This window comes from Streptococcus sp. AM28-20, assembly GCF_003603595.1.
Lineage (GTDB): Bacteria > Bacillota > Bacilli > Lactobacillales > Streptococcaceae > Streptococcus > Streptococcus ilei.
The window spans coordinates 651,813-665,595 of record NZ_QTNK01000001.1 but is presented as its reverse complement, the minus strand read 5'-3'; the positions used below and the strand labels follow the sequence as shown (position 1 = coordinate 665,595).

At 42.3% G+C, this 13,783-nt stretch carries 14 protein-coding genes; all 14 read left to right on the top strand.

Annotated elements, in window-relative coordinates:
• The first annotated feature begins 12 nt into the window (after positions 1 to 12).
• Entirely contained in the window at positions 13 to 1,269 is a 1,257-nt protein-coding gene (hemA, locus tag DW738_RS03475; protein ID WP_023023464.1) for a glutamyl-tRNA reductase, read from the top strand.
• A complete protein-coding gene (gene hemC / locus DW738_RS03470) occupies positions 1,256 to 2,179 on the top strand; it encodes a hydroxymethylbilane synthase (protein WP_123160333.1) in 924 nt (307 codons plus the stop codon). Before hemA ends, hemC begins: the two co-directional genes overlap by 14 nt.
• Positions 2,164 to 2,889, top strand: a complete 726-nt coding sequence (locus DW738_RS03465) for a uroporphyrinogen-III synthase (protein ID WP_123160332.1) — start codon at positions 2,164 to 2,166, stop codon at positions 2,887 to 2,889. Before hemC ends, DW738_RS03465 begins: the two co-directional genes overlap by 16 nt.
• A complete protein-coding gene (gene hemB / locus DW738_RS03460; protein ID WP_123160331.1) occupies positions 2,879 to 3,847 on the top strand; it encodes a porphobilinogen synthase in 969 nt (322 codons plus the stop codon). Before DW738_RS03465 ends, hemB begins: the two co-directional genes overlap by 11 nt.
• Before the next feature lie 8 nt (positions 3,848 to 3,855).
• Entirely contained in the window at positions 3,856 to 5,139 is a 1,284-nt protein-coding gene (gene hemL / locus DW738_RS03455) for a glutamate-1-semialdehyde 2,1-aminomutase (RefSeq protein WP_123160330.1), read from the top strand.
• 10 nt (positions 5,140 to 5,149) lie between these two features.
• A complete protein-coding gene (gene cobU / locus DW738_RS03450) occupies positions 5,150 to 5,734 on the top strand; it encodes a bifunctional adenosylcobinamide kinase/adenosylcobinamide-phosphate guanylyltransferase (protein WP_123160329.1) in 585 nt (194 codons plus the stop codon).
• Positions 5,731 to 6,453 carry an adenosylcobinamide-GDP ribazoletransferase gene (gene cobS, locus DW738_RS03445; RefSeq protein WP_123160512.1) on the top strand — a complete coding sequence of 241 codons (723 nt, stop codon included), beginning with the start codon at positions 5,731 to 5,733 and terminating at the stop codon, positions 6,451 to 6,453. The genes cobU and cobS overlap by 4 nt, the downstream gene beginning before the upstream one ends.
• Entirely contained in the window at positions 6,450 to 7,061 is a 612-nt protein-coding gene (locus DW738_RS03440; protein WP_123160328.1) for a histidine phosphatase family protein, read from the top strand. Before cobS ends, DW738_RS03440 begins: the two co-directional genes overlap by 4 nt.
• A 104-nt stretch (positions 7,062 to 7,165) precedes the next feature.
• Positions 7,166 to 8,701, top strand: coding sequence for an ABC transporter substrate-binding protein (locus DW738_RS03435; RefSeq protein ID WP_123160327.1), 1,536 nt, complete (start codon positions 7,166 to 7,168; stop codon positions 8,699 to 8,701).
• Between the two features lie 4 nt (positions 8,702 to 8,705).
• Positions 8,706 to 9,467, top strand: coding sequence for an ABC transporter ATP-binding protein (locus tag DW738_RS03430; RefSeq protein WP_123160326.1), 762 nt, complete (start codon positions 8,706 to 8,708; stop codon positions 9,465 to 9,467).
• 13 nt (positions 9,468 to 9,480) lie between these two features.
• On the top strand, positions 9,481 to 10,251 hold the full coding sequence (locus DW738_RS03425) for a dipeptide/oligopeptide/nickel ABC transporter ATP-binding protein (RefSeq protein ID WP_123160325.1): 771 nt from the start codon (positions 9,481 to 9,483) through the stop codon (positions 10,249 to 10,251).
• Positions 10,248 to 11,234 carry an ABC transporter permease gene (locus DW738_RS03420; RefSeq protein WP_123160324.1) on the top strand — a complete coding sequence of 329 codons (987 nt, stop codon included), beginning with the start codon at positions 10,248 to 10,250 and terminating at the stop codon, positions 11,232 to 11,234. The genes DW738_RS03425 and DW738_RS03420 overlap by 4 nt, the downstream gene beginning before the upstream one ends.
• A 3-nt stretch (positions 11,235 to 11,237) precedes the next feature.
• On the top strand, positions 11,238 to 12,053 hold the full coding sequence (locus DW738_RS03415) for an ABC transporter permease (protein WP_123160323.1): 816 nt from the start codon (positions 11,238 to 11,240) through the stop codon (positions 12,051 to 12,053).
• Between the two features lie 10 nt (positions 12,054 to 12,063).
• Entirely contained in the window at positions 12,064 to 13,677 is a 1,614-nt protein-coding gene (gene nikA, locus DW738_RS03410) for a nickel ABC transporter substrate-binding protein (RefSeq protein ID WP_165852121.1), read from the top strand.
• The last annotated feature ends 106 nt before the right edge of the window (positions 13,678 to 13,783 follow it).

Below are 13,783 nucleotides of genomic sequence, written 5' to 3'. Positions count from 1 at the left end.
GGAGCGGACAGAATGTATTTATTGTATGTTGGTGTTACTCATCGTGTAGCACCATTATCCATTTTAGAGCGGGTTCATTTTTCTGATGAAGAGAAAAAAGAAGCTCTACTCAAATTAAAAGCGGAAAAAAGTATTCTGGAAGATGTCATCCTTTCAACCTGTAACCGGACAGAGTTGTATCTGGTTGTTGACCAACTGCATACTGGTCGCTATTATTCCAAGCATTTTTTAGCAGATTGGTTTCAGATTGACATCGAAGAACTAGAGCCTTATCTTACGTTTAAAGAAGGCAATGAGGCATTAGAACATTTATTTAGAGTATCCATTGGCTTGGATTCCAAGATTGTGGGTGAAACGCAAGTTCTCGGTCAATTAAAGCAGGCCTTTTTGAGCGCGCAAGAAACTGGAACGACAGGAATCGTCCTCAACCAAGCTTTTAGACAAGCAGTGACCTTTGCGAAAAGAATGCACGATGTCTACCGGATCAATGCCCGGCCCATGTCCATCGGTTTGACCTCTTTACAAATGTTGGATAAGGAAGACCTTGATTATGAGAATACAAAAATCGTAGTCATCGGATTAGGGGAAATCGGCCAATTAGTGACCAAGTATGTTTTACAACGTCCCTTTCAGTCTATCCGCTTGGTTAACCGTACCCTTTCCAAGGCCAACCCTTATTTAACAGAAGAACGTATTCAGGCTTATTCTTGGGATCAGTTAGAAGAAGCCGTGAAGGATGCGGATATTATTTTCACTGCTATCAAGTCTGAAGGATATATTCTCTATCCACATATGGTAAAAGCAGGAGCGATTGTTTTCGACTTGTGTTTACCACGGACCTGTCACCCAAATTCGGCCATCACCATTTACAATATCGAAAATATTACCAGTGAATTGCAAGCCTTTTTTGAGGAAAGAAATGAGATTGCTAAGAATATCGAAGCAGAGATCTCTAGTGAACTGGTGAGTTTTGAAGAGTGGAAACAGCAGTTAGGCATTATTCCCCTGATTCAAGAGATTCGAGAAAAAGCGATTCAGGCTCAGGAATCGGCCATGGAAAGTTTATTACGTAAACTTCCAGATTTGACAGAACGAGAAAAGAAGCAGATTTCCAAGCATATGAAGAGTATTATCAATCAGATCTTGAAGGAGCCTTTGTTGCAATTAAAAGAAATGTCTGTGGGTGAAAATTCTGAATATGATATTGCCTTAATTGCTAAAATTTTCGATCTTCATAGTGGAAAGGGAGTAAACCATGAGAAGGATTAAAGTCGGAACGAGAAAAAGTCAGTTGGCCATGACCCAGACCAAAATGGTGGTCCAGCGCTTAAAAGAATGCCATCCTGATGTTGAGTTTGAGTTGGTTCCTTATAAAACTCAAGGAGATCGGTTGGTTCATGTATCTCTGCAAACCATTGGTGGGAAAGGGGTCTTCGTCAAAGAAATTGAGCAGGCGCTCTTAAATAAAGACATTGATATTGCTATCCATAGTTTAAAAGATGTTCCTTCTATCCTTGTGAACGGATGTACCATTGGGGCCATTCCCGAGCGAGAAGATGTTAGAGACTGTCTGATTTATAGAGAGGAAGGCATGACGCTTGAAACTCTTCCCCAAGGGGCAGTTGTAGGAACCAGTAGTATTCGACGTCAGGTTCAACTTCAGAGTTTAAGAAGTGATCTCCAATTCAAACCTTTACGTGGAAATATTGATTCGAGAATCCGCAAGTTACAAGAAGGCGAATGCGATGCCATCGTGCTAGCTGCTGCGGGCTTAAAACGGATTGGGTATTTGGATCAGTCACCTTCTCTCAATATAGAATTTTTAGATCCTCATACATTTATTCCTGCTGTTTCACAAGGGGCTCTAGCAGTCGAATGCCGGGAAGATGATGAGGAAGTCCTAAATCTATTGGCTGCGATTCATGATCAGGAAGTAGAAAACTGCATCCAATTGGAAAGAAGCTTCCTAAGTTTGATGAATGCGGATTGTACCTTCCCGGTAGGAGCTCATGCTCAATATATCGAGGGGCAATACCAGTTGAAGACCATGTTGGCAGATGGTAAGGATCGTTGCCTGTATGTATCTCTCACTTCTGAGGATGGGAGCGATCTTCCCAAACTGGCTTTGGAGCAATTAATGGAAAAAGGAGCCTTAACAGACAAATGGTGGGAAGCTTAATTATTTTTACAAGAGAACAAGAACCCTCTGTCGAATTACAAACGTTACTGGATCAGAACCAAGTCAGATGGTTGCATGCGCCACTCATTTGCACACAAGGTAATCCCCTTCCACTCATTTTTGAAGAAAAACTGGTCAAAGCTGATTGGGTCTTTTTTACAAGTGCCAATACCGTTCAATTATTTCTTCCCTATTTGAGGCCCGATTTAAAGATTGCCTCGATCGGAAGTCAGACCAGTAAGTTATTAAGAGAGCATCAACTAGATGTCACCTTTGAGTCCAGTAGTCAGTATGGAGTGGATTTTATCAAGGAGTGGGCTAGTCACTATGAGGACCAGCAGAACATTCTCTTCCCTCATAGTGATTTGGCCAATCCGACCTATCCAAAGATGTTAGAGGAGTTGGGACACGACGTATATGCTTGGCCTCTTTATCAAACGGTTGCCAATCAAGAGGGAGTCGCTAAAATAAGAGACATCTTGTCCTTAGAGGAAAAATGTGTATGGACTTTTGCCAGTCCGTCGGCCTGGGATGTTTTTTATCAAGAGGGGCTTTCTTTGCCAAAGCATCACCAAATTGGGGTCATTGGAGAGACCACAGCAAAAGCTGTTTTAGATTGTGGCGTCTCTGTCAACTATATGCCTTCTAGTCCCTCCATGCTACAATTGGTAGAGGTAATCATAAAGGAGATACAAGATCATGAATTTTAAAAGACATCGTAGACTTAGAAAAAATTCTCTTATGAGAGATTTGGTTAGAGAAACGACTTTAAGCGTCAATGACTTTATTCAACCGCTTTTTGTAAAAGAAAATCTAGAGAAAAAAGAAGAAGTGGCTTCCATGCCAGGTGTCTTTCAATTTGCTTTAACGGATCTTTTAGAAGAGGTGGAATCTTGTGTGCAACTTGGGATTAAAGCCGTTATTCTATTTGGAATCCCAGCAGAAAAAGACGAAGTTGGTTCACAGGCCTCTAGCCCAGACGGGATCGTTCAAAAAGCCCTTCGCTTGATTAAGCAACATTACCCGGACCTCATTCTAATTGCAGATACCTGTCTCTGTGAATTTACTAGTCATGGACATTGTGGCATCCTAGATGGTGAAACGGTTGTGAATGACCTTTCTTTGGACCGCTTAGTCCAAGTAGCTATTAGCCAAGCAGAAGCCGGAGCAGACATTATCGCTCCTTCCAACGCTATGGATGGCTACGTCGCGTCGATTCGTGAAGGCTTGGACAAGTCTGGCTTTGACATGGTACCGATTATGTCTTATTCGGTGAAATTTGCCTCTAGTTTTTATGGACCATTTCGGGATGCCGGTGAAAGTGCTCCTGCTTTCGGCGATAGAAAGACTTACCAGATGGATCCAGCAAACCGTTTAGAAGCTCTCCGGGAAGCTCAAAGCGATGAAGAAGAAGGAGCGGATTTCCTCATGGTGAAACCAGCTCTGGCCTTCTTAGACGTTTTGAGAGATTTAAGAAATCAAAGCGATCTTCCTCTAGTAGCCTATAATGTCAGTGGGGAATACAGTATGGTGAAGGCTGCTGCTGCCCAAGGTTGGATTGATGAGCGCGCCATTGTGATGGAAAGTCTCATCGGCATGAAGCGGGCAGGAGCGGATTTGATTATTACCTATTTTGCTAAAGATGTAGCAGGATATTTGAAAGGCTAGGATGAAAGATGAAAAGAACACAATCAAATGATTACTTCAAGGAAGCAGAATCCATTTTTCCAGGTGGAGTAAATAGCCCTGTACGAGCGTTTAAGGCAGTAGGTGGCAATCCTCTTTTCATTGACCATTCTCACGGAGCTTTCCTCTATGATGTGGATGGCAATCAATTTGTGGATTACGTGCTCTCCTGGGGACCTTTGATTTTAGGACATGCTCGGAAAGAAGTGCTTGAGGAAGTGCAAGAAGCTTTATGGGAAGGAACCAGTTACGGTGCTCCAAGTCCACGTGAAATCAAATTAGGCAAACTGATTAAAGAACGCTTGCCTTTCTTAGAGAGAATCCGCATGGTCAATTCAGGAACAGAGGCAACTATGAGTGCCATTCGTTTAGCGCGTGGGATTACCAAACGACCAAAGGTAGTGAAATTTATTGGTTGCTACCATGGTCATAGTGATTCTTTCTTGGTTCAAGCTGGATCTGGTGTAGCAAGCTTTGGCATTGCAGATTCAGCAGGTGTGATACCTGAGGTGGCGCGTGAAACCATTGCCCTCCCTTATAATGATGTGAAAGCTCTGCAGACCTGCTTTGAAGAACACGGTGCAGAAATTGCCTGTGTCATCGTAGAAGCTGTTGCCGGAAATATGGGCTTAATTCCAGGTCACAAAGAATTTATTGAGGAGATTCGCCGTCTTACGACAGAAAGTGGTTCTCTCTTCATCATGGATGAAGTCATGACTGGTTTTCGGGCTCATTACCAAGGGGCAGTGGGCTTGTACCAAGTCGATCCAGATTTGATCTGTCTAGGAAAAGTCATCGGTGGTGGTTTCCCAGTTGCTGCTTTTGGTGGGAAAGCGCAATACATGAATCAAATTGCTCCACTGGGCGATATTTATCAAGCTGGAACTCTATCAGGGAATCCAATCGCCATGGCAGCAGGCTATGAAAACTTGCGACTATTAACCAAGGAAGTCTTTGATCAAACGGTTGAAAAAACAGACTATCTCTGTCAGGGGATCCGTCAATTGGCAGAAAAACATGGACTAGCCCTCCAAGTGGTCTCTGTTGGAACCATGTTTGGATTTTTCTTCTCAGAAAAACCAGTTTTGAATTTTGAGGATTCCAAACAAGCAGATCACCAACTTTTTGCCAAGCTTCATAGCTTGCTTTTAGAAGAAGGTGTCTATATTGCTCCATCTCAGTATGAAAGCAACTTCTTATCAAGTGCCCATTCCTTTGAAGATTTGGATCGTACTTTAGCTGCTTTTGACAAAGCCTTTAGTCAGTTGTCATGAAAGGAAGATTATGGGGAAGATTGTTTTAGTCACGGGCGGTGCTCGTAGTGGCAAATCCTCTTTTGCTGAATCCAAACTCTTGCAGAAGGATGGGGTTTGTTACATAGCCACTGGTCTCGTGATGAAAGAGGATCCAGAATGGCAGGAGCGGGTCAAGCTCCATCAAGAAAGACGACCACAAAGCTGGGATACGCTCGAGCAATACCGGGACTTAGCTACCTGGATTGAACAAGACCATCATGGGGATTATTTATTGGACTGTGCGACCATGTTAACCACCAATCGGCTCTTTGATTTGGTCAATGAGTGGTATCCCGATAAAGGCTACCTATCGGACGAGCAGTTTTTAAGTAAAGCCGAACAGGCCCGTATTTTGGAAGCCATGGAAGCCGAGTGGTCTCAGATACTTTCGGCCATGAAGAAACGCCAAGCTACTTTTTGGATTGTCACCAATGAAGTTGGTCTCGGTATCGTTCCAGATACTCGTCTAGGACGTTACTTTAGAGATCTTCAAGGGCGGGTCAATCAATTGATTGCAAAGGAGGCAAGTGAAGTCTACTTAGTCATTTGTGGACTGGCACAGCAGTTAAAATGATTTCAGCACTGATTATCTATACACAATTTTTTAGTCGGATTGTGATTCCAAAAGCAGTTGATCTCTCCTATGTTCGAAAAGGAGTTCCGATTTTAACTCTCTTTGGTCTCTTATTAGGGCTCATTTCCTCCTTATTTTTTGTTTTGACCTCTTTGGTACTTCCTGACACCATTGCTTGGATTTTGACCTTGTTCTTTGATGTACTTTTAACGGGTGGCTTCCATTTAGATGGCCTTGCTGATACAGCAGATGGCTTATTCTCTTCTCGTTCCAAGGAACGGATGTTGGAAATCATGAAAGACAGCCGTATCGGTAGCAACGGTGTCTTGGCCTTAATTTTCTATTACGGATTGATGATCGCGATGGGGCCTTATCTTCCTCAGCCCAAGTGGCTGATTGTCGCTTCTTTATCGATGATTGGGAAGGTTGGGTTGACCATTCAGCTTTACAAGATGCGCTATGCAAGAGAATCTGGTGGCTCTGGAAATTTCTTTTCTGGTACCAAGACCAGTTCGATCCTCTTAGCTCAGATTGTCCCCCTGGCCGTTCTTATTGCTGGTTTTTGGCTAAAAGGGCTCCTTGCTTATAGCTTGGTCATTCTTGGTACTCTTGCCTTTCGCTGGTTCGTTTATCAAAAAATTGACGGGGAGACAGGGGATACCTTAGGAGCATCAGTAGAAGTAGCTCAGATATTATTTTTGATAGGAATGATCATATGACAGTAAAAAAGTGGTACCTGATTCGCCATGGAGAAACAGACTTTAATAAAAAACGGTTTTTCTATGGAAAAGCGGATGTCTCAATCAATGAGACGGGAAAAGAACAAGCTGCCCTCCTTCATCAATTGATGAAAGGAAAAAGCATTTCGCGGGTTTATACTAGTCAGCTCAAAAGAACGCAAGAAACAGCGGCCATCATTTTCCCAGATCAGAATCCCACGGCTTACAAAGCCTTGAACGAAAGAGATTTCGGCTTATGGGAGGGAAGGACAGCCAACGAAATTCAAGCGGCCTTTCCCTTGGTTTGGGAAGAATGGCTGGAAAGCCCCTTTGAGGTGACGCCGTCTAAGGCTGAACCCTTTGAAAAATTTAAAGAACGGGTCTGGTCGATTGTCAAGGAGATTCGCGAAAGAGCGGACCCTGAAATCGTAATTGTAGGGCACTTAGGAGTCTTACGCCTGATTTACCAGTTTTTAGTTAATATGGAAGCTGATTTCTGGTCGATCGATATTCCACAAGGAACGGCCTTGCTATTAGAGGACAATGATCCTTGGGAAGAAAGACTCATCAAACAAGAAGATGACTTGAATCAATCACAGGACAAGTGATCAGAACACAAAATGATATAGAAAGTAAGACAGTTATTGGGATAGGTCATCTCTTCGTTTTATTTTCTTGCCAATTAAACTATATTAAAAGGATGAAGATACAAATGAAAAAATGGAAATTACTTTTAGGAACAGCTTTAGTGAGCGTCGCTCTTCTTGGTTGTGCAAAAACGAATCAACCCTCATCACCAGAAGCAGCTAAAAATGCTCAAACGGTGACAATTGGTTATACCCAATTCCCAGCCAATATTGATCCGGCAGATGAATATAATGGTTGGTTTACTGTTCGTTACGGAGTTGGAGAAACCTTATTTAAAATGGATGATCAGTTAGTCCCTCAACCCTGGCTAGCTGAAAAAATCGAACAAACTTCTCAATTAGAGTGGAAAATCACCCTTCGAAATGATGTCACTTTCCAAAATGGGGAAAAGATGACCGGTGCGAAGGTGGAGGCTTCTTTAAAACGACTGATTGAGAAGAGTAAGCGCGCGGCGGATGACCTCGGAATAGAGAGTATCCAATCTGACGGTCAAACCGTCACAATCAAAACAAAATTAGAACAGCCAATTATGAAGAATCTATTAGCAGAACCTTATTCTGTTATTGTAGATGTGGATGGAAAGGCCGCCTCAGATAAAGCTCCAGTAGGGACAGGACCATTTCTCATTAAGACATATACGCCAGAAGCAGGCGCTACATTAGAGGCTTATTCAAACTATTGGGGGGGTAAAGCCAAGGTGGCACAGGTTCAGATTAAATATTTCTCTGATCCAACGGCAATTTCAGCTGCCCTTCAATCCAAAGAAGTCGATGCTGTTTATGGACTTCCATATGCAAATTTAGTAACCTTTAAAAAGGACAGTCAGTATAAAATTTCTGAAAAAGAAGGTGGCCGTTACTTAGGTTATGTCTACAACTTTGAAGACCCATATGTAGCTGATGATTCATTCCGTCAAGCTTTGGATACCTTGGTCGATAAGAAAACTTATACAGAATCTCTCTTTAAAGGAGCTGCAGTTCCAGCTACAGGACCGCTCCCTTCCAGCTCCGACTTTGCTTTGGATAAAAGTGTTCATGAGTTCAATGTAGAAAAAGCTAAGAAATTGTTGGATGAGGCCGGCTATAAGGATACCGATGGAGATGGCTACCGTGAAAAAGATGGAAAGAAAGTCACGATTGAATTGCTCTCCTTTACTCGTTTACCAGAAATGCCGTTAGCCATTGAAGCTTCTCAACAACAATTAAAAGAAGTTGGCATTGAAGCGAAGATTCGTAAGGTGGAAGTGAGTGCCGTTGCAACGGAGAAAAATTATGCCTTCACCCCTTATGCTGTAGTCGCTGCTCCGATTGGCGATCCATACGCTTACTTTAACTCAGCTGTTAAAACCGGTGGAGTGGGAAATATCGGTCATTATAGCAATGCGGAAGCAGATAAGAAAATTGAAGCCCTTGCGACCGAAACAGATCAGAAAAAACGGATCCAATTAAGTAAAGATATTCAAGCCATTGTGGATAAGGATCATGGATATACGATCATTGGATTCTATAAAGTTGCCATCGTCATGGACAAATCCATTTCTCATTTAGAGTCTCATCCAACTGATTATTATCATGTCACCAATAAACTCTCGAAGGATTAAACCTATGTTGCAACTGACGAATGTCACGGTTTCTTCCCCGACCAAGGTTATTTTAGATCACCTTTCTCTAACTGTTTCAGCAGGTGAAGCAGTCGGAATCGTCGGAGAAAGTGGCAGTGGCAAAACAACGATTTTAAAACTACTTTTGGGTCTTCCCTTGAATAATTTAGTCTTTAATGATGGAAGTATCTCTTATGCGGATCAGGCCATTCGCCCACAGAAAAAACGGGTCTCGTATCCCTTTGTAGGAACAGAACTGGCCTGGGTGACCCAGCAGTCCAGTCTCGGTTTTAACAACAACCGTAAAATCAAAGATCATTACAAGGATCTCGTCAAGAGTCATCGCTCTCAAGTAGAAAAGATGAGATCTTTAGAGGAATGCCTCCAGATGGTTGGCTTAGATCCAGCACAGGTTCCATCAAAGTATCCTTTTGAACTTAGTGGAGGTATGATGCAACGAGTGGCCATTGCTTTAGCCTTAGCCACTCATCCTAAATTGCTCTTGGCAGATGAGCCGACTAGTGCCCTTGATGTTCTCTCTAAGGAATCGTTTATTCAAACCTTGATCGAATTGCTAAGGACCGAAGAATCCAGCCTCTTATTTGTCACTCATGATATGAGTGTCGCCAAAAATTTGGCAGATAGGATCTTGGTGATGAAGGAGGGGAAGATTGTGGAAGAAGGAAGTCGCGACCAAATTTTCCACGATCCGCAAGATCCCTACACCCAGAAATTACTAAGGGCTATTCCCAAACTAAAATTGTAGCAGGAGTCATCAAATGACCTATTTACTCGAATGTAAAAATCTTACTCATCATTATCAAGATCCACTTCATCATCAGGCTGGTGTTTTTGATGTGTCCTTTACTCTAAATAAGGGTCATCGGCTTGGTTTGGTCGGAGAATCTGGTTCTGGTAAAAGCACCATTGCCAAGATTCTGAGTCGACTCTTGGATGTGCAAGAGGGGAGTATTCAGTTTCTGGGGCAATCGCTGACAAGTTTTACAGACCTTGAGTTTTACAAAAAGGTCCAGTACATCTCTCAACAGCCTCAAGAAGCTTTTCATCCTAAAAGGACCTTGCAAGCAAGTTTAGAAGAGGTTTGCCAGAATTTTAAAATTTGTATGAATAAGAAGGAGATGGAAGAGAAGATTCACCAACTCCTGGAAAGGGTTGGCTTGGATCCGGTACTGGCCCAGCAATTTCCCCACCAATTAAGTGGTGGAGAATGTCAACGGATGGCCATTGCCAGGGCTCTCTTGGTCCAACCTGACTTATTAATTTGTGATGAGATCACCAGTGCCTTAGACGTGACTGTCCAAGAGGGAGTGATGGACCTCCTACAAGAGATACAGAAAAGCTCCCAAACATCTTTTCTCTTTATTTCACATGATATTGCGCTGGTCAGCCAATTTTGTAATGAAATCATGGTACTAAAAGATGGAAAAATTCAAGAGAAAGGGGTAATGTCAAACGTTTTGCGAAATCCTCAGTCGGACTACACCAAACTGTTGCTGAAACCTTATCAGGAAGAAGGGAGGGAGCCATGACAAGATATTTCATCAAATTACTGTTTCAAATGGTTTTGATCCTGCTCTGTGTTAGCTTTCTTTCTTTCTTGTTAGTGTATCTAGCCAAAGGGGACCCTGCAGAAAGTATCTTAAATGCGCAAGGAATTCCTTATACCAAAGAACTACTAGAAGTAAAACGAGCTGAGATGGGCTTAAACGATAGTTTTATTGTTCAATATCTGAGATGGTTAGGAAACATCCTTCATGGTAATTTTGGAATCACCTTTCGCTCAGGAGCTCCAGTGTGGGATCAATTGGTCTTTTATTTTCCAAATACACTCTATCTGGCGCTTTATATTCTGGTAGTGACGCTTGGTCTTTCCCTTCCCCTCTCCTTTTATGGTGCCTACCATATGGGAAGTCGATTTGATCGTTTCCTAGTGACAGTTTGCGCATTTTTAAATGCCATTCCAAATTTTGTCATTGGAATTCTTTTGATGATTGTTTTTTCAGTCAAGCTTGGCTGGTTTCCTATTCAGTCAACCGCAAATGAATGGGGCTTAATTTTACCGATTTCTACCATGGCGCTGGGTCTGTCTTCACGCTATATTCCTCAATTGAGAACAGCTATCATAGAAGAATTGCAGTCGCCAGCAGTCGAAGGCGCCAGAGGACGTGGCATACCAGAAGGTCGCATTCTTTTGAAGGATGTCTTGTATAATACGCTTCCGTTTATATTGACCTTGGTGAGTTTGTCACTTGGTTCGCTGTTAGGAGGTGTTGCTATTATAGAGTATTTATTCTCTTGGCCAGGAATTGGAAAAATGCTGATTGCGGTAGTCGTCAATCGGGATTATCCTCTGGTCCAAGGTGCTGTGTTAGTGATTACACTTGGGGTATTGATCGTCAATTTCACCACGCAGGCCTTGATCACGTTGCTAAACCCGAAGGCCCGTCATTCGCAACAAAGTCAATCCCTTGTTTTTAAGAAACAGGCCAGTCCTAAAAGATATGGAGGTTAAGCTATGGGAAAATCTAGAAACCGCAACCTCTATCTCTTGGCTGGATGCCTTCTCTTGCTCCTCTTGATTTCTTGTCTGTCTCCCTTCTTTTTAGGAGACAGCATCACCAAGGTCCATTTAGGAAATGCCCTCCAAGCACCCAATAGTCAAGAATGGTTTGGTACAGATGCCGTGGGCCGCTCTGTATTTGCTCGAACTCTGAGTGGTGGGGTACAAACCATTGTACCTGCAGTTGGGATTCTTCTCTTTGTCACCCTAGTTGGTTCTTTTATTGGTGTGACCAGTGCCTTGATCGGTGGGAAGTTGGATCGTGCTATTTTCTTGTTCATTACGGCTTTTCAGTCCTTGCCATCCATCGTCTTAGTGATTGCTATTGTGAGCCTGTTAGGAGTGGGCTTGCAACAAACGGTCATAGCCATTGGCCTAACGGCTTGGACCAGGTATGCCTATATCATGCGGTCGCTGACCCTGCGTTTAAAAAATGAATTCTATGTTCAGTCAGCAAAAATGTATGGAAATAGCTTTTGGAAGACCGTCAAAAATTACTATGTTCCTAGTCTCTTTCCACAAATTGTCACCACCATGACCTTTAATGTCTCAACCATCATCATGGAGATTGCTGGCCTGAGTTTTGTTGGACTAGGCGCGCAGCCTCCGTCTCCAGAATGGGGAGCCATGATGAATGATGGTCGAACCTATATCCAGGAAGCTCCCTGGATCGTCGCTTTCCCGTGCATCTTCTTAATCGGGATCATTTTATTGGTTACAAAATTTGGAGATGCCTTACATACTAGTGTCAATAAAAATAATCAATCATGAGGTTTTTATAATGAAGAAATTTTGGAAATTAGCTGTTACTAGTTTAGCAGTTTTGTGTTTAGCTGCCTGCCAGCAGAATGGCAAGTCTGCAGATAGTAGTGCTGAAAAAGATAAGATCACCCTTGCATGGGGAGAAGACTTCGGAGATGTCAATCCTCACGTGTATAATCCAGATCAATTTGTTATTCAAGATTTGGTTTATGAAGGGCTTGTTCGTTACGGAGACAATGGGAAAATTGAGCCAGCCTTAGCAGAGAGCTGGAAAGTAAGTGAAGATGGGAAAACCTATACCTTCAATTTGAGAAAAGCGAAATTCTCAGATGGCTCTGATTTCAACGCAGCCAATGTAAAGCGGAATTTCGATACGATCTTCTCAAAAGAAAACAAAGGAAATCATGAATGGTTTAACTTTACCAATGTCTTGGATAGCTACAAAGTTGTCGATGATCACACTTTTGAAATTACCCTGAAAGAACCTTACAGTGCCACACTTTACGATCTTTCTATGATTCGTCCAATTCGTTTCATCGCAGATGCCAGCTTCCCAGATGGTGATGATACGACCAAAAACAAGTTGAAATCTTCAATCGGTACTGGTCAATGGGTGGTCAAAGAAAAGAAATCGAACGAATACATTACCTTCGCACGTAACGAAAACTACTGGGGTGAAAAACCAAAACTGAAAGAAGTGACCATCAAGATTATTCCTGATGCTCAAACACGCGCACTAGAATTTGAATCTGGTAAAGTAGATTTGCTGTATGGAAATGGTGTGATTGGTTTAAATACCTTCGCTCAATACAAGAAAGATAAGAAATATACAACGGATGTTTCGCAACCAATGTCTTCTCGTTTGTTACTTTTGAATGCCAAACAAGATATCTTCAAAGATAAGAATGTTCGGAAGGCTATTAACCACGCGATTAACAAAAAAGAAATTGCAGAGAAATTGTTCATGGGGACAGAAACTCCTGCTGACACCATCTTCTCTAAATCAACTCCTCACTCAGATGCTGGCTTAACACCATATAAATTTGATAAGAAAGAAGCAGAAAAAATGTTGGATGCTGCTGGTTGGAAGATGGGTTCTGATGGCATCCGTGAAAAAGATGGCAAGAAGATGGAATTGAATTTCCCTTACATTTCTACCAAAGCAACTGATAAAGACCTAGCTGAATATTTCCAAGGCGAATTGAAGAAAATTGGTGTCGAAGTCAAATTGACAGCTATGGAAGAAGATGATTATTGGGAAAATGCGAAAACAGGAAACTTTGATATGATGCTCACCTTCTCTTGGGGAGCACCATGGGATCCTCACGCTTGGATGACAGCTTTGACAGCTGAGTCTGCTCATGGTCACCCAGAAAATGTTTCCCTTGAAGCACTTCCAATCAAGAAAGAATTGGATGAAACCATCAAACAAACCTTAACAGAAGCTAATGAAGAAAAAGTAGATGCTGGCTATAAGAAAGCTTTGACCTTGCTCCATGAAGAAGCGGTGTATATCCCATTGACTTACCAATCAGTTGTCTCTGTTTATCGTACAGGTGAGTTGAAAAATGTTCGTTTCGCTCCAGAAGAAAATGCCCTTCCAGTTCGCTACATTGAAAAAGTGAACAAATAAGTAAAAGATCTTGACTGAAGGAAACAATGTGGCCTCATTTAAAGTGATCCTCCTTTCACTTTGTTAGGGGACTTCCGGTTTAAAGGATCTTTTGTGGATCTTTTAA